The sequence below is a fragment of the Actinomadura sp. WMMA1423 genome, assembly GCF_006547145.1.
In the GTDB taxonomy this organism is placed as follows: Bacteria; Actinomycetota; Actinomycetes; order Streptosporangiales; family Streptosporangiaceae; genus Spirillospora.
This window is the reverse complement of record NZ_CP041244.1, coordinates 8,047,377-8,069,471: the sequence shown is the minus strand read 5'-3', so window position 1 is coordinate 8,069,471 and position 22,095 is coordinate 8,047,377. Positions and strand designations below refer to the sequence as shown.

The following is a 22,095-nucleotide window of genomic DNA, read 5'->3' as shown; positions in this document are numbered from 1 at the left end:
CTACGGTGCGCGTGTGACCGGCGGTCCAGAACTGTACGGGTTCCCCCCACCCGAGACGGTCCCCGACCTCAGGTGGCTCGGCCCCGACTACGTCTCCGTGCTCGTGTACGACCTGACGCAGGGTCTCCTGCGCCAGGACCCGCACACGTTCGTCATGGGCGTGCGCTGCGAGGGGGAGCCCAGCCTCGCGCCCGCCGTCGACCCGGCGGGCGTCATCCGCGCGCACGACGCGTGCTTCCCGCTCCAGGTCTACGTCCAGGACGGGGCGGGGCGGCCCTGGTGCCTGCGTGGGCGATGGACGTACTCCGGACGTGAGCTCGGCACGTCCGCGGCGTCCATCACCCACTCGTGGCGGCTGCTGTCCGCGGAGGGCGGTTAGGAGCGCTCCTCCGAGGCGGCGGGCTCGTCGGCGTCGGCGGTGAGGCGGGCCACCGACTCGGTCACGTCGCGGGCCAGCGCCTGCGGCGTGAGCCCGATGTCGGCGAGGATCTCGCCCCGGGACGCGTGGTCGAGGAACTCCTGCGGGATGCCGAAGGTGCGGATCGGCGCGTCGACGCCCGCGTCGCGCAGCAGCCGCGCCACTGCGTCGCCCACGGCGCCGGTGCGGCCGTTGTCCTCGGCGACGGCGACGAGCGTGTGCTCGCGGGCGAGGTCGAGCAGCGCCGGGTCGAGCGGCTTCACCCACCGGGGGTCGACGACGGTGACGCCGATGCCCTGCGCGGCGATCAGCTCGGCCGCCTCGACCGCGGGCGTCGCCATGGAGCCGACCGCGACCAGCAGGACGCGGGCGCCGCCCGACCCGTCGTGGCGGGCCAGCACGTCCATGCCGCCGGCCTTGCCGACGGCCTCGATGTCGGCGGCCGCCGGGCCCTTGGGGTAGCGGATCGCGGTCGGGCCGTCGGAGACGGCCACGCACTCGCGCAGCAGCTCGCGGAGCCGGGCCCCGTCGCGCGGGACCGCGATGCCCATGCCGGGCACGAGCTGAAGGATCGACATGTCCCACATGCCGTTGTGGCTGGCGCCGTCGTCGCCGGTCACGCCGGAGCGGTCCAAGGCGAAGGTGACGGGCTGGCGGTGCAACGCCGTGTCCATCAGGACCTGGTCGAAGGCGCGGTTCAGGAACGTGGCGTAGAGCGCCACGACCGGGTGCAGGCCGCCCATCGCCAGGCCGGTGGCGGAGGTGACGGCGTGCTGCTCGGCGATGCCGACGTCGAAGATGCGGTCGGGGAACGCCTCGGCGAACGGCGCGAGCCCGACCGGGTAGAGCATCGCGGCGGTGATGCCGACGACGTCGCGGCGCTCGCGCCCGATCGCCACCATCTCCTCGCCGAAGATCTTCGTCCAGGCCGGGCCGCCCTTGCGGGTGACGAACTTGCCGGTGGCGGGGTCGAACGCGCCGCCGCCGTGCATGCAGTCCTCGGTGTCGTTCTCGGCGGGGGCGTAGCCGCGGCCCTTGGTGGTGATGCAGTGCACGATGACCGGGCGGCCGAACCCGCGGGCGCGGCGCAGCGCCCGCTCGACGGCGTCCTCGTCGTGGCCGTCGATCGGCCCGACGTACTTCATGCCGAGGTCCTCGAACATGGCCTGCGGCTGGAGGACGTCCTTGAGGCCCTTCTTGATGCCGTGCAGGGCCTCGTAGGCGACGTTGCCGACCACGGGCGCCCGCGGCACCGTCTTCTTGATCAGGTCGAGCGCGTTCTCGTAGCCCTGGGTGACGCGCAGGTCGGCCAGGTGCGAGGCGAGCCCGCCGATGGTCGGCGAGTAGGAGCGGCCGTTGTCGTTGACGACGATGATGACGGGGCGGTCGACGCCCGCGGCGATGTTGTTCAGCGCCTCCCAGCACATGCCTCCGGTGAGCGCGCCGTCACCGACGACCGCGACGACGGCGCGGTCGTCCTCGCCGCGCAGCTGGAAGGCCTTGGCGAACCCGTCGGCGTAGGACAGGGCGGTCGAGGCGTGCGAGTTCTCGATGAGGTCGTGCTCGGACTCGGCGCGGCTCGGGTAGCCGGACAGGCCGCCGCGCCGGCGCAGCAGCTCGAAGTCGTGCCGGCCGGTGAGCAGCTTGTGCACGTAGGCCTGGTGGCCGGTGTCGAAGAGGATCTTGTCGTGCGGCGAGTCGAAGACGCGGTGCAGCGCGATCGTCAGCTCGACCGCGCCCAGGTTGGGCCCCAGATGCCCGCCGGTCTTGGAGACCGCCTGGACGAGGAACTCGCGGATCTCCTCCGCGAGCCGAGACATCTGAGCGGCGTCCAGTCGTTTGAGGTCGTCGGGACCTGTGATCGACTCCAGCAAGCTCACTCGTTTCAACTCCTCCGTCGGGGATCCGGTCTCCCCTGGCTCGGGCCGTTCCGAGTTTAATCCCGGTTCGCCCGCGACGCGCCGCGGACCACCCGCCCGGGGGGTGTGAAAAGACTGACCCCGAGAGGGGGGATGAGGTAGGAAGTGAGCATGGGCGTCGAAGAGATTGTGCTGCTCAACGCGGACGACGAGGCGGTCGGAACCGCGCCCAAGAGCACCAGCCACCATAGGGACACGCCGTACCACCTGGCCTTTTCCTGCTATGTCACGGATACGGACGGTCGCGTGCTGATCACTCAGCGCGCTCTCGGGAAGCGGACGTTCCCCGGCGTCTGGACGGGCAGCTGCTGCGGCCATCCGGGGCCCGGCGAGAAGCTCCGCGACGCCGTGCTCCGGCGCTTGCAGGACGAGCTCGGCATCCGGGAGGCGACGCTCACGTCCGTTCTGCCCCGGTTCCAGTACCGCGCCGTCGCCGACGACGGGACGGTCGAGCACGAGCGCTGCCCCGTCGTGCGCGCCGTCGTCCCGGCGGGCACGGCCGTCCGGGTCAACCCCGAGGAGGTCGAGCACGCGGAGTGGTGGACGTGGGAGCGCTGCCTGGAGCTGACCCGGCGCCCCGAGTCCTCGCTCTGGTACCGGCTCCAGCTGGCCGAGCTGGCACCGCTCGGCGCGCCGCTCGACTGGCCCGACGCCGGCCTCGCCGGCCTGCCGCCCGCCCTCGGCTGGTAGCCGCGCGCACCCGTGCCCGCCGCGGCCGCGGGCCGCCGCATCACCGAAAGATCACTATTCGGCGTCCGGTGTTGACCGTCCGTCCGTCCAAGCAGACGCTTGTTTTTCGGGGTAACCGAAGGGACGGACGATGCGAGTACGTGCTCCCGGGCGGCGCCTGAAGGCGGTCGCCGCCGTGACGATGACCGCCGCCCTCGCCGTGTCGGGCTGCGGCGGCAGCGACGACAAGGGCTCCGACGACAAATCCCAGGTCGAGGTCTTCTCCTGGTGGACCGGGCCCGGTGAGGCGGACGGGCTCGCCGCGATGCAGGCCGACTTCGAGAAGAAGAACCCCGGCACCAAGTTCGTCAACGCGGCCATCGCCGGCGGGTCGGGCACCCAGGCCCAGGCCGTCCTGGCGAGCCGGCTCCAGAACCGCAAGCCCCCGGACTCCTTCCAGGGCCACGCGGGCGCCGAGCTTCTCGACTACATCAAGGCCGGGCAGATCGAGCCGCTGGACTCCTTCTACGAGGAGAACAACCTGAAGGCGGCCTACCCGCAGCAGCTCCTCGACCAGATCAGCTACAAGGGGAAGATCTACTCGGTTCCGGTGAACATCCACCGGTCGAACATGCTCTGGTACAACCCGGGCATCCTGAAGGACGCCGGGATCTCCGGGCCGCCCGCGACGATCGCCGATTTCATCACCGCGCTGAAGGCCGTCAAGGACAGGACGAAGAAGGTCCCGCTGTCGCTCGGAGCGCAGTGGACGGCCGACCACCTGCTGGAGAACGTCCTGCTGGGCGACCTCGGCACCGACGCCTACAACGCGCTGTGGAAGCCGGGCGCCGACTGGAGCAGCCCGGCGGTGACCAAGGCGCTGACCGACTACGCCGAGATCATGAAGTACACGACGCTGGAGGCCGCGTCCACCGACTGGCAGGGCGCCGCCAAGGCCGTCGTGGACGGCAAGGCCGCGTTCAACATCATGGGCGACTGGGCGTACGGGTACTTCGTCGGCAGCGCGCCGAACGGCCTCGGCAAGAAGCTCGACACCGACTTCAAGTACGCGGCCTCCCCCGGCACGGACGGCACCTACCTGTGGCTGTCGGACAGCTTCACCCTCCCCAAGGGAGCGCCCCACCGCGGCGGCGCCCTCGCATGGCTGAAGGAGGTGTCCAGCAAGGAGGGGCAGGACCTGTTCAACCCGAAGAAGGGATCCGTCCCCGCCCGCAAGGACGCCGACAAGAGCCTCTACAAGGGCTACCTCCAGTACGCGTTCGAGCAGTGGAACAAGCCCGGCGTCAAGCTGGCGGGCTCGTTCTGGCACGGCGTCAACGCCAGTAAGAAGCAGCACACCGACATCGACACCGCGGTGGGCCTCTTCCTGCAGAACAAGGACGTCGCCAAACTCCAGCAGGGGCTGGTGAGCGCGGCCAAGAACAGCGGCCAGTGAGCTCCACCGGTTCCAGGTGGGCCCGTAGCCGCCGGTGGCTGCCCGGACTGCTGCTGGTCTCGCCGTCCATCGCGGCGATCGGCCTGTTCGTCTACGGGCTCATCTTCTGGAACACGCGGGTCGCGGTGAGCGGCAAGCACGACGAGGTCACCGAGTACGGGTTCGACAAGGGCAGGAACTTCGTCGACCTTTGGGACCAGCCCAGCTGGCCCGGCGCGGTGAAGCACGCGCTGCTGTTCACCGCGGTCTTCGTCGTCGGCGCCCTGGTGCTCGGCGCGTTCCTGGCGTTCCTGATGGACAAGGGCATCAGGGGCGAGGCGTCCTTCCGCGTCGTCTACCTGTTCCCCATGGCGGTGTCGTTCATCGCCAGCGGCGTCGTGTGGCGCTGGCTGATGAACCCGGCGCCGCCGGAGCGCGCGGTCGGCTTCAACCAGCTGTTCGACAAGTTGCACCTCGGCGCGCTGGCGAACAGCTGGTGGCAGGACCCGGACTGGGGCATGGCCGCCATGGCCCTGCCCGCGATCTGGCAGATGTCCGGCTACGTGATGGCGCTGTACCTCGCGGGGTTCCGCAGCGTCCCCGGAGAGCTGCGCGAGGCGGCGCGGGTGGACGGCGCGTCCGAGTGGAAGGTGTACCGGTACGTGGTCCTGCCCCAGCTCCGCCCGGTCACGCTGTCCGCGCTGATCATCCTCGGGCACATCTCGCTGAAGGTGTTCGACCTGATCATGGCGATCGCGGGCAAGCAGATCATCACCTATGTCCCGGCCGTCGCCACCTACGTCGAGATCTTCGACCGGCACGACCCGGCGAACGGCGCCACGATCGCCACCTACCTGCTGTTCGCGGTGGCCCTGCTGGTGATCCCCTATCTGGTCTGGTCGGTACGTTCGGAGCGGACGCGATGACGCACGTGGAGCCGGGCGGGTCGTCGCGCGCGTGGCAGGCCGCCAAGCTGGTCGTCCTGCTGGCGTTCGTCCTGCTCTTCCTGATCCCCGTCTACGTGCTGGTGGTCACGAGCTTCAAGCCGCTGGACGAGGCCGACCCGAGCAGCGCCTGGAACCTGCCGGCCAGCTGGAGCATGTCCGGCTGGAGCTCGGCGTGGGACGCGCTGCGGCCCGGCCTGGAGAACAGCGTCAAGATCGCCGTCTCCGGGTCGCTGATCTCGGCGGTGCTCGGCTCGCTGAACGGCTACGTGCTGTCCAAGTGGCGGTTCCCGGGCGCGGACGTGGTCTTCACGCTGTTCCTGTTCGGCATGTTCATCCCCTACCAGGCGGTGATGATCCCGCTGGCCGGCCTGCTCACCGACATGGAGCTGGTGGGGACGATCCGCGGCCTCGTCCTGGCCCACGTCGTGTACGGCATCCCGATCTGCACGCTGATCTTCCGGAACTACTACGTGACGATCCCGGACGAGCTGATCGAGGCGGCCCGGGTCGACGGCGCGGGGATGCTCCGCACCTACTGGTCGGTCGTCCTGCCGGTGTCGGCGCCCGCGTTCGCGGTGACGCTGATCTGGCAGTTCACCTCGATGTGGAACGACTTCCTGTTCGCGGTGTTCCTCGGCGCCCCCGACAGCTGGCCGGTCACGGTGATGCTGAACAACACGGCCGGTTCGGGCGCGGTGGCCGTCCAGTACAACCAGCAGATGGCCGAGGCGCTGCTCGCCTCCCTGCCGACATTGCTGGTCTACCTGCTGCTCGGACGGTTCTTCATGCGCGGCCTCATGGCGGGCGCGCTGAAGGGCTGAGAATCGCGCGGACGCGTCAACCACATTTCACCCTCAGGCGTCACATGTGTGATCAAACACCTCATGGGTTCGAACAACCCATGACGGACAACGACCCGTTCGCCTCGTACGTTGGCAATTCCTCCGGGATGCGCCTAGCCTCTCGGGCATCGTCGCGCGACCCCCGGCGTCCCGCCGCCGGGCGTCCCGCCGATACCCGGGGGCGCACGAACCGGGCGAATACTGGAGGTGACCGCGTGCAGGCGATGAGTGTTCAGCAGCCCTGGGCGTTCGCGATCGCGCGTGGTGGCAAGGCCGTGTCCAACCAGAGCTTCCCGACCGCCTACCGCGGTCCGCTGCTCATCCACGCCTCGATGCGCGTCGACCTGAAGGCGTGCGACTCCCCGCTGATCCAGGCGGCCGGGTGGGACCCCCGCGACCCGCTCGCCACGATCGGCGCGGTCATCGCGGTCGCCGAACTCGACGACGTCTGTTCGGCCGCCGTCCGCGGCGCCGCCTGCGACTGCGGCCCCTGGGCCGGCCCCGCCGCCCACCACTGGCGCCTTGCGGACATCCGCGCCCTCCCCCGCCCCATCGTCGCCCTGGGCCGCACCGACCTGTGGCAGCCGACCCCCACCCTGGTCAAAGAGGTCGAGACGATGTTCGCCACCGCCGCCCTCAACAACGCCAACTGAGCGTAAAGAACTCACTACTCTAGGTCGCGACAGTCGGGCGGGGTAACGTAGTGCCTGCATGGATTCGGCATGCCACCAGCGGGAGCGGAAACGTGAGCGTCGCGCACGATCATGGCGGGTTCGGCCCGTACACGGCGGAGGATCTGCACGCCCGAGAGGACGAAGGCCGCGGCCTTGAACTCGAAGACGGGTGGCTGGTCGAGTTGTCCCCGAGCGCGCCTCACAATTGGGCCGCGAGGCAAGTCCAGGACATCCTCCAAGAGGCGGCGACGGACGTGAAGGCCTCCGTCTTCATCGCCGGTGGAGGCGAATGGGAGATCAGCACTCCGGCGGGCATTCGCAAGCCCGACGTGTTCGTGGTGCCGAGGAATGTGGCCCGCGCCTCGATCGTCGACCGCAACCCTGTCGTGATTCCGGGCATCGAGGTCCTGCTCGTCGTCGAGGTCGTGTCTCCGGGCAGTGGCAGCGAACGCACCGACCGCGTGCGCAAGCTCAAGGAGTACGCGACGCTCGGTATTCCTCAGTACTGGCTCGCCGAGTTCGCTCCCAGCCCCAGCATCCAGATCTTCGCTCTGGACGACGTCGCTGCCACCTACCGTCGAGTCCGAACGGTCAGCGCGGGGAACCTGGCGGAGGCGACGGTGGAGGCGGACACCACCATCACCGTGCGGTTCGACCCGCGGGTTCTCACGGAGTTCTGAGGGCTTCGGCGGCCTCGCGGAGGCGGGCGAACTCGGCGGCGATGCGGTCGAGGGGCCAGCTCGCGTTGAGGCCGCTCGGGTTCGGCAGGACCCAGAGGCGTGCGGGGCCGAAGTCCTCGTCCTGCGGTCCGATCTGCGTCTTGGGGCGGCCGAAGGCCGTGCGGTAGGCGGTGACGCCCGCGACGGCCAGGTAGGCGGGGCGGTGGCGTTCGACGAGGGCGGCCAGGCGCCGTCCGCCCTCGCGGAGTTCGGCGTCGGTCAGCTCGTCGGCGCGGGCGGTGGTGCGCGGCGCCAGGTTGGTGATGCCGAGGCCGTACCCGGGCAGCAGGTCCTGCTCGGACGGGTGCAGCCTCCGGTCGGTGAAGCCGGACAGGTGCAGCGCGGGCCAGAAGCGGTTGCCGGGACGGGCGAAGTGGCGGCCGGTCGCGCCCGAGTACAGGCCCGGGTTGATGCCGCAGAACAGGACGCGGAGCGTCCCCGGGCCCTCGGGCAGGATGTCGGGGATGACGCGATCGCGAGCGGCCTCCAGATCGGCCTTGGTGGGACGCATCAGAACAGGCTAGGGGCGATCAGCACCACCGCGGACGGCTTCCAGCCGGGCTTCCTGGTGGGGCGCGTCAGAACAGGCTGCGGACGATCAGCACCGCCGCGGACGTCCCGACGACGGCGAGGAGCGCGGCCCGCAGGCGCCCGCCGTCAAGGTAGCGGCGCAGCGGGCCCGCCAGGAGGAAACCGGCGAACACGAACGGGACCAGCTCGGCGCCCGCGACGACCTGCCGGGCCGGGAGGCGCCCGGCGGCGGCGAGGGTGAGCAGCGACAGCAGGGCGCCGGCGATGAAGAACACCGCCAGGGTCGCGCGGACGCGGGGGCCGCTCTCGCGCTGGTAGAGCAGCGCGAGCGGCGGGCCGCCGATGCCGGACGCGGTGCCGGTCGTGCCGGAGATGACCCCGGCGGTGGCGAGCGTGCGGCGGTTGCGCGGCACGTCCGCCGCCCAGACCGTCGCGGCGAGCGCGGCGAGGACGACCACGCCGATCACGACGCCGAGGACGCGGTCCGGGGCGGCGGCCACCAGCCACACGCCGATCGGCGTGCCTGCGAGGCGGCCGACGAACGCCCAGCCGAGCCCGCGCAGGTCGGCGTGCCGCAGCTCCTGGGCGAGTGTCGCGAAGGGCAGGACGAGCGCGATGACGAGGATCGCTCCCGGCATCAGGGACGGGAACAGCATCGTGACGATCGGCGTCGCGACCAGCCCGACGCCGAGGCCGACGCTGCCCTGCACGATCGCGCCGGCGAGCGCGGCCAGGCCCCCGATGAGGACGAACTCGACAGGCGGCACGACACGCGATCTTAAGGCCCGCTCAGGACGACGCTTCGTCCAGGCGCCGGAGCTGATCGGGGGTCAGGGGCGTGTGGGCCGCTTCCACGAGGGGTGGGAGCTGGGCGAGGGTCCGGGCGCTCGCGATGGGCGCGGCGACGGTCGGCTGGGCGGCGAGCCAGGCGAGCGCGACGGTCGCGACCGGCACGTCCTGCTCCTCTGCAACGATGTCGAGCGCGGCCAGGACGGCGCGCCCGCGCTCGCTCTCCAGGTGCCGCGCCGCGCTCCCGGCGCGCGCGCTGTCCACCGTGGAGCCGGGACGGTACTTGCCGGTGAGGAAGCCGGCCGCGAGGCCGTAGTAGGGGACGGCGGCCAGCCCGTACCGTTCGGCGAGGTCGCGGCGGGGGCCCTCGTAGGAGTCGCGGGAGACGAGGTTGTACTGCGGCTGGACGGCCACGTAGCGGGCCGTCCCCTCGCGCTCGCTGAACTCCAGGGACGCCTGGAGCCGGTCGAGTTCGATGTTGGACACCCCGATCTGCCGGATCTTGCCGGAGGCGACCAGCCCGTCCAGCGTCGTCATGATCTCCTCGACGGGCACCGAGGGGTCGTCGAAGTGGGTGAAGTACAGGTCGATGCGGTCGGTGCGCAGCCGCCGCAGCGAGTCGTCCACGGCCGCCCTCATCGTCGCGGCGGCCAGGCCCTGGTGCTCGGGGTGGCGGCCGCCCTTGGTCGCGATCACGAGGTCGTCGCGGTTGCCGCGCGCCTCCGCCCACTCCCCGATGATCGACTCGGACTCGCCGCCGCGGTTGCCCTCCACCCAGGCCGAGTAGGAGTCGGCGGTGTCGAGGAAGTTGCCGCCCGCCGCGGCGTAGGCGTCCAGGATCTGGAAGGAGCGGTCCCGGTCCGCGGTCCAGCCGAAGACGTTGCCGCCCAGGCAGAGCGGGAAGACGTCGAGTTCACCGATCTTGTGCATGGTGATATCCAGCTTTCTCCTAGTTCGTGATGCCGTTTTCGGGGGATGATTTACCCCGTGTTAGCCGCATGTCTCGCATTTGCCGCCGTGGCCGCCCTGCTGACCATCACGCCCGGCGTGGACACGATGCTCGTCGTGCGCAACACGGTGGCCGGGGGCCGCCGGACGGGCCTGCTGTCGTCGTCGGGGGTGGTGACCGGCGTGCTGTGCTGGGCCCTGATGAGCGCGATCGGGCTGACCGCGGTGCTGGCGGCGTCCCGTGTCGCGTTCGACGCGGTGCGCCTCGCGGGCGCCTGCTACCTGCTGTGGCTCGGCGCCCGGGCCCTCTGGACGGCGCGCCGCCGCACGCCCAGCGCCCCCGACGAGGCGCCGCCGTCCCCCGCGTCCGGCCGCACGGCCTTCCGCACCGGGCTCACGACGAACCTGCTCAACCCCAAGGTCGGCGTCTTCTACATGAGCCTGCTCCCCCAGTTCGTCCCGGACGGCGCCTCGGTGTTCTGGACGAGCATGCTGTTCGCCGCCATCCACGCCGCCGAGGGCCTGCTGTGGCTGGCCGTCATCGTCATCGCCGCCGGCGCCGCCCGCCGCGCCCTCACCCGTCCCGCGGTGAAGCGCCGCCTCCAGCAGGTCACGGGGCTGGCGTTCATCGGCTTCGGCGTCCGGCTGGCCGTCGAGCGCTAGCCGCGGGCCTGGCCGGCGAGCGCGCGGGCCAGCGCTTCCGCGGTGTCGCCGGAGAGCGGCGCGTGCCCGTTGAGGATGCGGTACCAGAGCACCCCGTACGCCTGGTCGACGACGAGGTCGAGATCGGTTCCGGGTGAGACCTCGCCGCGGTCGCGGGCCCGCTCCAGCAGCCCGCGCAGCACCCCGCGCCGCCCGTCGACGAAGGCGCGCATGTGCTCGCGGGCGTGCGGGTCGCGCTGCGCCTCGGCCATCGCGAGCCGCAGGACGGCCACGGTCCGCTCGTGGCCGGCGGCCCGGAACGTCGCGCGCAGGAAGGCCTCGAGGTCGCCGTGCAGCGAGCCGGTGTCCGGGACGGGGATGTGCTCGCCGGCGCGCTCGGCCACCGCCTCCAGCAGCACGGCGCCCTTGGACGGCCACCAGCGGTAGATCGTCTGCTTCCCCACACCGGCCGCCGCGGCGATCGTGTCGATCGTGACGGGGGTGTCGCTCGTCCCGCCGAGGAGCTCGACGGCGACGTCCAGGATCGCCTGGCGCGCGGCCTCGTTGCGTCGCCGGCCCGTGTGCGGTCGGCGGGTCTCACCGGTCATGGGCCGAGCATATCCGTTTGACGAGACCGCCCGTCTCGGCAAACAATTGTCGAGACGGCAAGTCTCGACAACGAAAGGCCACGCATCATGACGCTCAACGGGCAGCGGGTCCTCGTCTGCGGCGGCACCTCCGGGATCGGCGCGGCCACCGCCCGGCTCTTCGCCGGCCAGGGCGCCGACACCGTCGTCACCGGACGCGACGCGGAGCGCCTCGCCAAGGCCGCCGCCGACGGCCTCACCGCACGGCGGCTGGACGCCGCCTCGGCGGAGGAGGTCGCCGCGTTCTTCGCCGAGGACACGGTCTACGACCACCTCGTCCTCACGCTGAGCGGCGGGGCGGGCGCGGGCCCCATCGCCACCCTCGACCTGGACGACCTGCGCTCCGGTTTCGAGGCCAAGTTCTGGCTCCACCTGCGGCTCGTCCAGGCCGCGCTCCCCCGGCTGGCGGAGGGCGGCTCGATCACGTTCGTCACCGCGTCCTCGGCGCGGGCCGCCCTGCCCGGCACGGCCGGCCTCGCGGCGATCAACGGCGCGCTGGAGGCGGTGGTGCCGCCCCTGGCCACGGAGCTGGCTCCGCTGCGGGTGAACGCCGTGTCCCCGGGCGTCATCGAGACGCCGTGGTGGGACGGCATGCCCGGCGAGCAGCGCGCCGCCATGTTCGCCGAGCACGCCGCGGCCCTGCCGGTCGGCCGCGTCGGGCGTCCCGAGGACGTGGCGCAGGCGATCCTGCTGACCGCGACGAACGGCTTCATGACCGGCAGCGTCGTGGAGTGCAACGGGGGCCTGAGCCTGCCCACCGGCCGCTGACCGAACGGGAACGGGCCGCCCCCCGCTGAGGGGAGGCGGCCCGTTTCGGCGCGCTGCCTACTTGCGCAGCAGGTTGCGCAGGACGTACTGGAGGATGCCGCCGTTGCGGTAGTAGTCGGCCTCGCCCGGGGTGTCGATGCGGACGACGGCGGAGAACTCCTTGCCGTCGGCCTTGACGGTGACCTCCTCCGGGATGCCGCCCTCGTTGAGGGCGGTGACGCCGGTGATGTCGAACGTCTCGGTGCCGGTGAGGCCGAGGGACTCGGCGGACTCGCCCTCCCTGAACTGCAGCGGCAGGACGCCGAGGCCGATCAGGTTGGAGCGGTGGATGCGCTCGTAGGACTGCGCGATGACGGCGCGGACGCCGAGCAGCGCGGTGCCCTTGGCCGCCCAGTCGCGCGAGGAGCCGGAGCCGTACTCCTTGCCCGCGATGACCACGAGCGGGGTGCCCTGCGAGGCGTAGTTCTGCGCGGCGTCGTAGATGAACGCCTGCGGCGCGCCGTCCTCTGTGAAGTCGCGGGTGTAGCCGCCCTCGACGCCGTCCAGGAGCTGGTTGCGCAGCCGGATGTTGGCGAACGTCCCGCGGATCATGACCTCGTGGTTGCCGCGGCGCGAGCCGTAGGAGTTGAAGTCCTTGACCGCGACGCCGTGGTCCTGCAGGTACTGCGCGGCGGGCGTGCCGGCCTTGATGGACCCGGCCGGGGAGATGTGGTCGGTGGTGACCGAGTCGCCGAGCTTGGCGAGGACGCGGGCGCCGTGGATGTCGGCGACCGGCTCCGGCTCGGCGCCCATGCCGTCGAAGTACGGCGCCTTGCGGACGTAGGTGGACTGCTCGTCCCACTCGAACAGGTCGCCGGTCGGGATGTCGAGGCCGCGCCAGCGGTCGTCGCCCTTGAAGACGTCCGCGTAGCTCTCGGTGAACATCTCCTGCCCGATGGACGACTCGACGATCGAGGCGACCTCCTCCGGCGCGGGCCAGATGTCGGCCAGGCGGACCGGGCCGTCCGCGCCCTCGGCGATCGGGTCGTTCAGGATGTCGATGTCCATCGTCCCGGCGAGCGCGTAGGCGATGACCAGCGGCGGCGAGGCCAGGTAGTTCATCTTCACGTCGGGGCTGATGCGGCCCTCGAAGTTGCGGTTGCCGGACAGCACCGCGGTGACCGCGAGGTCGTTGTCGTTGACGGCCTTGGAGATCTCCGGCTGGAGCGGGCCGGTGTTGCCGATGCAGGTGGTGCAGCCGTACCCGACGAGGTTGAAGCCGATCTTGTCGAGGTAGGGGGTGAGGCCGGCGCGCTCGAGGTAGTCGGTGACGACCTGGGAGCCCGGCGCGAGGGAGGTCTTCACCCACGGCTTGCGGGTCAGGCCCTTCTCCACCGCGTTCTTCGCCAGCAGCGCCGCGCCGATCATCACGTACGGGTTGGACGTGTTGGTGCAGGAGGTGATCGCGGCGACGGCGACGTGCCCGTGGTCGAGCTCGAACTCCGTCCCGTCCTCCAGGGTGACCGGGACGGGGTTGTTCGGGCGCCCGGAGCCGTCGGTGCCGTGCCGGCGCGGCTTGTCGCCGTTGGAGTCGTGGCTGATCGCCGGAGCGTCCGACGCCGGGAACGACTCGCTGGAGGCCTCGTCCGCCGCGCCCTGGATGCTCTCGACGTAGTTCTGCACGTCGCGCCGCCAGGTCGGCTTGGCGTCGGCCAGGGAGATGCGGTCCTGCGGACGCTTCGGGCCGGCGAGCGACGGGACGACCGTCGCGAGGTCGAGCTCCATGTACTCGGAGAAGTCCGGCTCGACCGACGGGTCGAGCCAGAGGCCCTGCTCCTTGGCGTAGGCCTCGACGAGCGCGATCTGCTCCTCGTCCCGGCCGGTGAGGCGCAGGTACTTCAGCGTCTCGTCGTCGATCGGGAAGATGGCGCAGGTGGAGCCGAACTCGGGGCTCATGTTGCCGATCGTGGCGCGGTTCGCCAGCGGCAGCGCGTGCACGCCCTCGCCGTAGAACTCCACGAACTTGCCGACGACGCCGTGCTCGCGCAGCATCTCGGTGATGGTGAGCACGAGGTCGGTCGCGGTCGTCCCGGCGGGCAGCTCACCGGTCAGCTTGAAGCCGACGACGCGCGGGATGAGCATCGAGATCGGCTGGCCGAGCATCGCGGCCTCCGCCTCGATGCCGCCGACGCCCCAGCCGAGCACGCCGATGCCGTTCTCCATCGTCGTGTGCGAGTCGGTGCCGACGCACGTGTCGGGGTAGGCGACGCCGTTCCGGTCGAACACCACGCGGGCCAGGTGCTCGATGTTCACCTGGTGGACGATGCCGGTGCCGGGCGGGACGACCTTGAACTCGTCGAACGCCGTCTGCCCCCACCGCAGGAACTGGTAGCGCTCCTTGTTGCGCTCGTACTCGCGCTGCACGTTGCGCTCGAACGCGTCGGGCGAGCCGAAGTAGTCGACGATCACCGAGTGGTCGATCACCATCTCGGCCGGCGCCAGCGGGTTGATCCGGGTCGGGTCACCGCCGAGGTCGCGCACCGCCTCGCGCATCGTGGCGAGGTCCACCACGCACGGCACACCGGTGAAGTCCTGCATGATCACCCGCGCGGGTGTGAACTGGATCTCCTTGCTCGGCTTGGCCTTCGCGTCCCACTGCGCGAGCGCGCGGATGTGCTCGGCGGTGACGTTCGCGCCGTCCTCGGTGCGCAGCAGGTTCTCCAGCAGCACCTTCAGGCTGTACGGGAGACGGGCCGCGCCCTCGACGGCGTCCAGCCGATAGATGTCGTACGACTTGTCGCCAACCTGCAGCTTGTCAAGGCTGCCGAAGCTGTTCGCGGACACGGACTCCTCCTCCGTCGCCACCGCGCGTCGGGTCCGGGACATGAGCGCGCGGCGCTGGTGTTGATCTTCAGTAGGCCCGTCCCCGAGGCCGACGCGGGACGGCGCGCGGCGGGACGGGAGCTTCGTCTCCCTTGATCCTGCCTTAGTCGGACTCCTGACCCACAATCAGGGGCGCCTAACTTCTGCCACTTTTCTCTCGACGTCAAGCTATCTTCAATTTATCTCGACATCAAGCTACTTGCACCCCGCCGCGCGCCAGGGCTCGACGAGCCTTCCGGTCGGGCAGGTGCGAGCCGGTCGTTCGCGGCCGATGAGTTCCGCCGCTCCGCGCGGTCTCATTCACCACCCGTCAGCATGGGTGATACGAGGCCCGGAGAGGACGCACCATGACCGCGCAGACGAAGAGCACACCGCTCGACAAGAAGTTCACCGAGACCCTGCGGAAGAGCCCCGCCAAGGGCGGCTGGACCTACGTCGTCTGGCCGGAGTCGGCGGACTTCTTCGGCACCCGCGGCCTGGTGAAGGTCAAGGGAACCGTCGACGGGCACCCGTTCCGGGGCTCCTTCATGGCGCTGGGCGACGGCAACCACAAACTCGCCGTGAAGGCGGAACTCCTCAAGGCTCTCGACAAAGAGGCGGGCGACACCGTGACCGTCAACCTCACTGAGCGCCTCGGTTAGGTCGGCATGTGCCCAGCGACAGGGCCGGTGGCGGCCGGAGCTCCCACCGACCGCACCCGTCCCGGACTCCCGCAGGCCGAGCTCGCCGACCGGGTCAACTGCTAGCCGACACTCCACCCGTCCGAGATCGGCGTCGACCGCGGGCCGCTCGGCGATCCGTGTCCCTGATCTCCGGCGCCGAGACAGGCCAGGTCCCGGCGCCGGACCAGTTCGCGGAGGCGTGAAGCCCCGCCGCTTCCCCAGCGGGTTCGCCGAGTACCTGGTGGTCGAGCGGAAGACCAGCATGATCCGCTGGGGCGGGGGCTGCGGATCCCCGGCACCCGCCCGCGCGCTCGGTGGGGCATCGAGGACGAACGTGTGGGCTCCTGGAGGGAAGCGCGGCGGTGGACACAGGCGGCGCACTCCTGGGGGCGCTCGACTTCGAGGGCGCCTTCCGGGTCTCCTCAGCTCAGCTGTCCGCGCTGGCTATGCGTTCTCTGCGGTGAAGGGGTAGCCGATGGTGTCGAGCGTTTCGGTCAGGGAGGTGAGATCGGTTCGCGGGTTGAGTCGCCGGACGAGGTCGCCGGTCACAGGCCGGTGTTCGAAGATCTCCCTGACGGCGGCGGGGTCGAGGGAGACCTCGAAGTAGTCGGTGGCGTAGGCGCGGTAGGCCTCGGGAGTGCCCTTGGCCAGGAGGTCGAAAAGCCAGTCCGATCCGTCGGGGTCCAGGCTCTGCTCCGGTGGCGGGAACTCGATGTCGCCGGTCCTCCAGGCCGGATCGCCGTCCAGGCGCCAGAGGCAGACGGTCGCCGTCAGAAACGGTCCTGCGCCCCCTTCATGGCAGAAAGCCGGTTCGGTGACTTGGGCGGCGAACTGCTCCGGGATCGACTCGACCAGGCCAGGCCAGAGCGCGTAGTCGTCGTCGGCGTACGGGCTCATCGGGGACTCGTGGTCGAACCCGCGGATGAAGGCGCCGGCGGGGGTGAAGACGATCGAGTACTCGTCGCCGCTGCCGTTGTCCATCGCAGCGAGCTCCTGGTTCTCGGCCCACCGGCCGTCGAAGGTGTAGGTGGCGTAGCCGTCCGGGCTCAGAATCGCGTCCAAGACGGCGAAGGACTGGCTCAGCGCCCGGACGGTCGCGATGGACGGGAGACGCTGGGCGAGATCAACGGCGGTCATGGCCGCATCCAAACAGTTGCCCCCGACACACGACCTTGGCCCTTCCCATCTTCGTCTGGCCTGGTGGTGAAGGGCGAGGACGGCCCGGACGATGGCGGTTGGGTGAGCAGCGGGCCGTGCGCACCGCACCCCTGAATCGGGTCCGGAGCTGTCTCATCGCTGGGTCGCGGCGGCTTACTGCCGATCGGGGCGGACGATGCGCCAAGCGCCGGAGGGGGTGACCCAGATCAGCAAGCCGGGCCAGATCTGGAACAGCTTCCAGTCGTGACGCTGCTTGAGCCTGTGGTGGCGTCTACAGAGCGGGGCCAGGTTGCAGCGGCAGGTGATGCCGGGCCGCCACGGCACCGTGTGGTCGAGGTCGCAGCGGTGCGACGGCTGGTTGCAGGTGGGGAACACGCAGGTCGCGTGCCGGGCTTCGACCTCTCGACGTATCCCGGCGGGCGGACGGTAACCGGGCCGTCCGTGGGTGGGTTGTTCCCCTTGGCAGGCCATGTCCCGGGCCCCAGCCAGCCGTTGCTGAAGGCGTTGTGCGGCCCTTCCGACAGCGATGTGTCTGTCCCCGGGCCGAGCACGCTCACTTGCATCACCCAGAAGCCCACCGACAACGTCAGCCAGCGACGCGACCTCTGGGTCGACATCCCCGTCATCTAGATGAGCGCCGAGGCCGCGACCGCCGCGACCAGAACCTGGCCAGGCGCCGACGACCGCCGCCCCGCTGACCTCAGAACCGCTGAACTCAACGCCGCTTGTCTCGTCCCCCTCGGGCTCGGCACCGGCGGGCGCGACGCCCGTGACCTCAACGCCAACGTGCTCGAAGCTGGCGAGCTCGGAGCCGGTGGGTCCGCGGCCCGTGGATTGGGAGCCCGTGGACTCACTACCGGGCGCCTCACGGCCGGGCGCCTCACGGCCGGGCGCCTCACGGCCGGGCGCCTCACGGCCGGGCGCCTCACGGCCGGGCGCCTCACGGCCGGGCGCCTCACGGTCAGGCGTCCCAATACCGGGCGGCTCGAAACCGGTAGGGCCCGAGCCAGTGTGACCTGAGCCGGTGGACTCGCGGTCGATGCCTCCCGAGCCAATGCGGCCAGGGCCGGTGAGCTCGGAGCCCGTGCGGCCGGAGTCGGTGCGGCCTGAGCAGGTGGACTCGTGGCCGATGCGCCCCGAGCCAATGCGCCCCGAACCAATGCGCCCCGAACCAATGCGCCCCGAACCAGTGCGGCCGGAGACGGTGGGGCCGGAGACGGCGCGGACCGAAGCCATGGGGCCGGAGGCGGCCGGACCGGAGACGGCGCGGACCGAAGCCATGGGGCCAGAGTCGGTGGGGCCGGAGACGGCGCGGACCGAAGCCATGGGGCCGGAGACGGTGGGGCCGGAGTCGGTGCAGGCTTGAGATAGGACGGCTCGGGTGGCGTCGGGGAGTTCGGTGCCGTGAAGGAGTTGGAGGGCCAGATCGGCGCGGATGGTGCTGACCGGGCGGGTGTCGCCCTCGGCCCTCAGTCCGTGGGCGGCAGCGGTGATCTTGTTGTAGACGGCGTGGGCGTCTTCGACTGCGAGATCGCACAGTGCCAGATCGGCCGTGCCGGACGGGGTCTCCCACAGCTCCATCCGTCGCCTGCGCACTGCCTCTCGCTTGCGCTCCTCGATCGACTCGGGAGCCAGGCGTTGGGCGATGCGCTTGATGCGGCGGCGCAACTGCCCGGTGGTCTGGTCGGACGCCTTCTCCAGCGCGGCGGCTTCGACCAGCGCGGCGGCCTGAACGGGAAGGCCGTCGGTGGTGTCGCAGATGACGCGGGCTCTGGCCAGGTCGATCCGTCCGGCTTCAAGTGCCGCCCCGGTCGCGGCCAAGGGACCAGTGAGGCGTTCTGCCAGGTGCACAAGGGTGGCGGCGGCGTTGCCAGTGACCATCAACGCCACGGCGACTTCTTCGGTGACCGACTCGTGCGCGGACAGGAAGCGTTGGTCAAGCGGCTCGCCATTTTCCGCTACCGTGCGGCGCCGGTGGAGTTCGGCGATGGCGGCCAGTTCCCGCGCCTGTGCCCACGATGCATGGCGCCGAGCGGCCTTGGCGACTTCGAGGAGCTCGTCATCGGCGAGATCCGCCAGCCGCTCTTTCCGGCCGGAGAGCCGGACGACGGGAGTGAAACTCTCCCGCTCGTCCCATTCCCACTCACGATCAACCGTTGCGCTGGACGACAACACGAAGCTCACCCCCCCTCAATCCCAAAGCAATTTTACGCCAAGTCAACGCCAATAGATTGCGGCAACTCGGGCATGGCTCGCCATCGTCACATCTTTTCTTCGATTTTCTTTAAGCAATGACCTGCGCCGCAGTCACCCCCAAAGAGAACGATTCCGCACCCGACAGCGCCGGCGACCACGGCGGCGTCCACGGCCGTCGACCGAGTCAACGGTGAAGATTCTGCACCGCGAACCAGAGTAGAACTCCGCACCAAGTGTCCATGCCGCGCGTAGCGCGGCAAGAACAGAACCATGCACAAGCCGCCACAAAAATCACGACCTCAACCCACCGACCGCAACCAACATGACAGCAACCGGCAGCAAGAGAAACAAACGGGACAGCCTCCGGAAGGCACCTCAGCCGACCACCCACCAGCACCACACCGAACCGATAGAAAAAGAGACCTCAGCCACGCGCCCAGCATGAAGGGCCACGCCACAGAGAGCCCGAGAGAAAAGGACGCACCACACCAAAACCCACAAGCCCTGACTGACCAAGACCAAGTCCAACCAAGATGGGCCGATCAAGAACAGGAAGGATCAGGGTGAAACCCAGCGTCGCGCGCGGCGCCGCCACCCGGCAAAGTGGTCGTCTCCAGAGATCGAGGTGAGACATGGGTGTTGACTGGGTGCGGATGCGGCCACGCCCAGGGATCTCAGCGACATCCCTCGATGCGGCGATCCGCGCACAGGCCGCTGCGTTCCTGGCGTCCGGCCACTGGTTCGCCGACGAGTTCGGCCACCTCCCCCACCCCACGGCTCCCGAACACGGAGCGCAGATCATCAGGATGGTCGAAGTCGCCCCTCCACCCGGCAACTCGCATCGAGTGAACGCACTGGTCCTCACACCGTTGCTGCCGGCCGAATGGCGCTTCGCCATGTACCGGAGCTTCCATCCGGGAGAGCTTGGCCGCCATGTACGGCGGTGGCGGACCCACATCGAAGAGGTGCGGGACGGCGACCACCAGGCGTACCTGAACGCCTGGTACGCCTATGCGGTGAGCCAGCGGATCGCCGAGCCGTGGGCCGTACTCCGGCGACGAGCCGCGGACGCCGGGACACGTACGAACGCCTGGGCCGTCCGTCCAGCATTGGTCGACGTCCGCGAGCGCATCCTGGCACTGGCGGAACCGGCCGTCAGGCCGCCGCCGAGATGGAGCGCCCCGGCACGGGCATCGAGGCCTCCGGCGGCACGCCCTATCGACCCGTCGCCTTTCGTCGAGCTGGCACGCGAATGGAACAGGCGCGTGCCAGCCAACCAGAAGGTGCACGTCGCACAGCCGCTTGCGTTCGAAGCTTTCCTGGAGGAGACCTCACCGGACGAAACGTTGCAGTGGTTGGAAGAGGCGGCCGCGCAAGGGTACGGCCTTCTCCTCGATTGGTGAGCCAACCCGCGGGGAGCCCACGAACCCGAACCGAACCCGCGGGCTCAGCCTCACCGACCGCCACAACCGGGAAAGCCGTTCCCGGCAACAAAACGGGTGCGGCCAGAATGGGCTCCGGCCGCACCCGCCATCATGATGCTTTGCTCTACTTGAGCCAAAGGATCCACGGCGGGTAGCCGAGGTCCTCCGTACACTTGTAGGAGTTGAAACCCTCACGCACGTACTGCTGCCCGGCGTCGATGCACTTCGACTTGCTGGTGTAGCGGCCGTAGGCCTTCCAGTCGGCGGCGTGCGCGGGCACACTCATGCCGCAGACCGCCGCTATGGCGATCCCGACGCCGATCACTGCCCTGCGAAGGCGCATACGCGTCCTCCTCCCTCTGGGGCGCCCCGAAATGATCTTCGGCGCGATAGGTCCAAGATGCGGCCGAGATCCATTCCTTGCAAGAGGTCCAAGGCACCCCGTTGCGGATCATGGTTTCCTGCCGGCAGCCAGCACGCCCCGTGGTCATCTTCTGACAGAACTCCCCGCCTGCGCGCGCTCGGCGGCCGGCGGGGCCGTCCAGGACGTCGGGTCAGACCAGTTCGTTGGAGGCCGTCCGCAACGCGGCCAGCGCGAGCCTGGGTTCCGGGTACTTCACCGCCGGGAAGCGGGGCAAAGCCCGCCGTCGGGCTCGGAAGCCCGATGCAGTCCGCATCCGGCAGCTCACCAGCGCTGGCGGGCCTCCTCCGCCCAGCCGGTGAGGCCGTCGAAGTCGATCCACGCGCCGTCGTCGGTCTGGACGCGTCCGCTGAAGTGCCCGAAGCACTGATGGGTCTCGGTGCCGACGACGCCGAGCTCGGTGCGCGCGACCTTCTCGTGGAAGGGGCGGAACTCGGCCTGGACGCGCGGGCCGCGGATCGTCCAGGGGCGCAGCCAGTCGGAACGGTCGTACGACCACTCCAGCTCCTCGCCGATCTTGTGGAGACGGCCGTCCACGAACACCGCGTTCTCCGTCATGCCGGTGCCGTCGCTCCATTTGCCGCCGAGTTGCAGCGCGAGGCCGGGCCCGCACGCCGCCGCCCAGTTCCACGTCATCCGGTAGGGCCACTTGCCGCGCCCGTGGTCCAGGACGGCGAAGGCGCCCTCCCCGATCTCGTGGTCGCCGGACGGGAGCCGCAGCCGCCCCCGCACGGGGCGCCCGAGGTCCTTGACCGTGTACTGGAACCGCCGGGCGCTCCAGGGGACGACCACGCCGAGCGACTCGTGGCCGTCCGGCAGCGGGATCCGGACGTCGAGGTCCACCTCACCGGGGACCAGCGCCCGCACCCGCGAGCCGGACGGGTCCTGCCGGACCCCGACCGCGAAGCCGGCCCCGTGCACCGACGCCTCCCCCGTGCCGCTGCGGTCGGGGAACATCGCGCCGCGCGCGAACGGGACCACGCCGTCCCTGGAGGTCTCCTCGCCGGTCTCGCGGTCCAGCACGTACACGCCATGGACGGCGGCGTAGTCGAGGGACGACGCGACCACTCCGACGATGTGCCGGGGCGTGACGATGCCCCAGTACTCCCAGCGCTTGGCACGCCCCCAGCCGCGCAGGTTCGCGCGGTGCAGGGGACGGCGGGTCCAGCCGACCGCGGCGGGATCGAGGCGCCCGTCCGGCGTGCACAGGTCGACGGGCTCGGTGATCTCACGCTCGCGGGTCGGCATGCCCCGAGGCTATCCAGCGCCCCGCACGCGACCCCGCCGCCCCGCAAGCCGCCCCGCCACCCCGCCACCTCGCACGCGGCCCCGCCGCCCAACACGAGACCCCGCCGCCCCACACGCAGCCCGCCGCCCCGCACGCAGCCCCCGACCCCGCACGCGGCCCCGCCACCCCGCCGCCC

21 protein-coding genes are annotated in these 22,095 nt (G+C 70.5%); 11 read left to right on the top strand and 10 right to left on the bottom strand.

From position 1 onward, the window contains the following. The first annotated feature begins 13 nt into the window (after window positions 1–13). Window positions 14–379: a hypothetical protein gene (locus FKD65_RS37390; RefSeq protein WP_141583801.1), complete on the top strand. Its 366-nt coding sequence runs from the start codon at window positions 14–16 to the stop codon at window positions 377–379. On the opposite strand, the gene dxs is transcribed toward FKD65_RS37390, so the two are convergent. Then, complete coding sequence (gene dxs, locus FKD65_RS37385; RefSeq protein WP_141583799.1) at window positions 376–2,298, bottom strand: 1-deoxy-D-xylulose-5-phosphate synthase; 1,923 nt, start codon at window positions 2,296–2,298, stop codon at window positions 376–378. The genes FKD65_RS37390 and dxs overlap by 4 nt on opposite strands. A 150-nt stretch (window positions 2,299–2,448) precedes the next feature. Between dxs and idi the strand changes: the two genes are divergently transcribed. From idi to FKD65_RS37355, 6 genes are all read left to right on the top strand, one after another. Next, window positions 2,449–3,027 (top strand): isopentenyl-diphosphate Delta-isomerase, encoded by a 579-nt coding sequence (gene idi / locus FKD65_RS37380; protein WP_141583796.1) that lies wholly within the window; start codon window positions 2,449–2,451, stop codon window positions 3,025–3,027. Between the two features lie 130 nt (window positions 3,028–3,157). Then, window positions 3,158–4,462, top strand: a complete 1,305-nt coding sequence (locus FKD65_RS37375; protein ID WP_141583793.1) for an ABC transporter substrate-binding protein — start codon at window positions 3,158–3,160, stop codon at window positions 4,460–4,462. Further along, window positions 4,459–5,367 carry a carbohydrate ABC transporter permease gene (locus FKD65_RS37370; RefSeq protein WP_240809788.1) on the top strand — a complete coding sequence of 303 codons (909 nt, stop codon included), beginning with the start codon at window positions 4,459–4,461 and terminating at the stop codon, window positions 5,365–5,367. Before FKD65_RS37375 ends, FKD65_RS37370 begins: the two co-directional genes overlap by 4 nt. Further along, on the top strand, window positions 5,364–6,209 hold the full coding sequence (locus FKD65_RS37365; protein ID WP_141583791.1) for a carbohydrate ABC transporter permease: 846 nt from the start codon (window positions 5,364–5,366) through the stop codon (window positions 6,207–6,209). Before FKD65_RS37370 ends, FKD65_RS37365 begins: the two co-directional genes overlap by 4 nt. Window positions 6,210–6,454: 245 nt before the next feature. Next, window positions 6,455–6,883: a hypothetical protein gene (locus FKD65_RS37360; protein ID WP_240809787.1), complete on the top strand. Its 429-nt coding sequence runs from the start codon at window positions 6,455–6,457 to the stop codon at window positions 6,881–6,883. A gap of 92 nt (window positions 6,884–6,975) precedes the next feature. Continuing rightward, the gene (locus FKD65_RS37355) at window positions 6,976–7,584 is read left to right on the top strand and encodes a Uma2 family endonuclease (protein ID WP_168221301.1); all 609 of its coding nucleotides are present in this window, start codon (window positions 6,976–6,978) and stop codon (window positions 7,582–7,584) included. Here the strand turns inward: FKD65_RS37355 and mug are convergent. The 3 genes from mug to FKD65_RS37340 all read right to left on the bottom strand — a co-directional run bounded on the left by mug (window position 7,571) and on the right by FKD65_RS37340 (window position 9,873). Beyond that, a complete protein-coding gene (mug, locus tag FKD65_RS37350) occupies window positions 7,571–8,134 on the bottom strand; it encodes a G/U mismatch-specific DNA glycosylase (RefSeq protein ID WP_205718389.1) in 564 nt (187 codons plus the stop codon). The genes FKD65_RS37355 and mug overlap by 14 nt on opposite strands. 67 nt (window positions 8,135–8,201) lie before the next feature. Further along, window positions 8,202–8,921, bottom strand: a complete 720-nt coding sequence (locus tag FKD65_RS37345; protein WP_141583783.1) for a sulfite exporter TauE/SafE family protein — start codon at window positions 8,919–8,921, stop codon at window positions 8,202–8,204. Window positions 8,922–8,943: 22 nt separating this feature from the next. Further along, entirely contained in the window at window positions 8,944–9,873 is a 930-nt protein-coding gene (locus tag FKD65_RS37340) for an aldo/keto reductase (protein ID WP_141583781.1), read from the bottom strand. Between the two features lie 87 nt (window positions 9,874–9,960). On the opposite strand from FKD65_RS37340, the gene FKD65_RS37335 reads away from it, so the two are divergent. Then, the gene (locus tag FKD65_RS37335; protein ID WP_240809786.1) at window positions 9,961–10,554 is read left to right on the top strand and encodes a LysE family translocator; all 594 of its coding nucleotides are present in this window, start codon (window positions 9,961–9,963) and stop codon (window positions 10,552–10,554) included. Here FKD65_RS37335 and FKD65_RS37330 read toward each other — a convergent pair. Further along, a complete protein-coding gene (locus tag FKD65_RS37330) occupies window positions 10,551–11,141 on the bottom strand; it encodes a TetR/AcrR family transcriptional regulator (RefSeq protein ID WP_141583776.1) in 591 nt (196 codons plus the stop codon). The genes FKD65_RS37335 and FKD65_RS37330 overlap by 4 nt on opposite strands. An 87-nt stretch (window positions 11,142–11,228) precedes the next feature. On the opposite strand from FKD65_RS37330, the gene FKD65_RS37325 reads away from it, so the two are divergent. Next, window positions 11,229–11,948: an SDR family oxidoreductase gene (locus FKD65_RS37325; RefSeq protein ID WP_141583774.1), complete on the top strand. Its 720-nt coding sequence runs from the start codon at window positions 11,229–11,231 to the stop codon at window positions 11,946–11,948. Between the two features lie 57 nt (window positions 11,949–12,005). Here the strand turns inward: FKD65_RS37325 and acnA are convergent, their stop codons facing one another. Continuing rightward, window positions 12,006–14,771, bottom strand: coding sequence for an aconitate hydratase AcnA (acnA, locus tag FKD65_RS37320; protein WP_141583772.1), 2,766 nt, complete (start codon window positions 14,769–14,771; stop codon window positions 12,006–12,008). A gap of 386 nt (window positions 14,772–15,157) precedes the next feature. On the opposite strand from acnA, the gene FKD65_RS37315 reads away from it, so the two are divergent. Further along, entirely contained in the window at window positions 15,158–15,451 is a 294-nt protein-coding gene (locus FKD65_RS37315) for a DUF1905 domain-containing protein (RefSeq protein WP_141583770.1), read from the top strand. A gap of 465 nt (window positions 15,452–15,916) precedes the next feature. Here the strand turns inward: FKD65_RS37315 and FKD65_RS37310 are convergent, their stop codons facing one another. Together FKD65_RS37310 and FKD65_RS37305 are read right to left on the bottom strand one after the other, a co-directional pair. Further along, window positions 15,917–16,609: a hypothetical protein gene (locus FKD65_RS37310; protein WP_141583768.1), complete on the bottom strand. Its 693-nt coding sequence runs from the start codon at window positions 16,607–16,609 to the stop codon at window positions 15,917–15,919. A gap of 174 nt (window positions 16,610–16,783) precedes the next feature. Continuing rightward, complete coding sequence (locus tag FKD65_RS37305) at window positions 16,784–18,814, bottom strand: DUF222 domain-containing protein (protein WP_141583766.1); 2,031 nt, start codon at window positions 18,812–18,814, stop codon at window positions 16,784–16,786. Window positions 18,815–19,458: 644 nt separating this feature from the next. Between FKD65_RS37305 and FKD65_RS37300 the strand changes: the two genes are divergently transcribed. After that, on the top strand, window positions 19,459–20,229 hold the full coding sequence (locus FKD65_RS37300) for a hypothetical protein (RefSeq protein ID WP_141583764.1): 771 nt from the start codon (window positions 19,459–19,461) through the stop codon (window positions 20,227–20,229). A gap of 145 nt (window positions 20,230–20,374) precedes the next feature. Here FKD65_RS37300 and FKD65_RS37295 read toward each other — a convergent pair whose 3' ends face one another. Together FKD65_RS37295 and FKD65_RS37290 are read right to left on the bottom strand one after the other, a co-directional pair. Further along, on the bottom strand, window positions 20,375–20,593 hold the full coding sequence (locus tag FKD65_RS37295; protein WP_141583761.1) for a hypothetical protein: 219 nt from the start codon (window positions 20,591–20,593) through the stop codon (window positions 20,375–20,377). Between the two features lie 342 nt (window positions 20,594–20,935). Then, the gene (locus tag FKD65_RS37290) at window positions 20,936–21,919 is read right to left on the bottom strand and encodes a DUF2804 domain-containing protein (protein WP_141583759.1); all 984 of its coding nucleotides are present in this window, start codon (window positions 21,917–21,919) and stop codon (window positions 20,936–20,938) included. Window positions 21,920–22,095 lie beyond the last annotated feature (176 nt).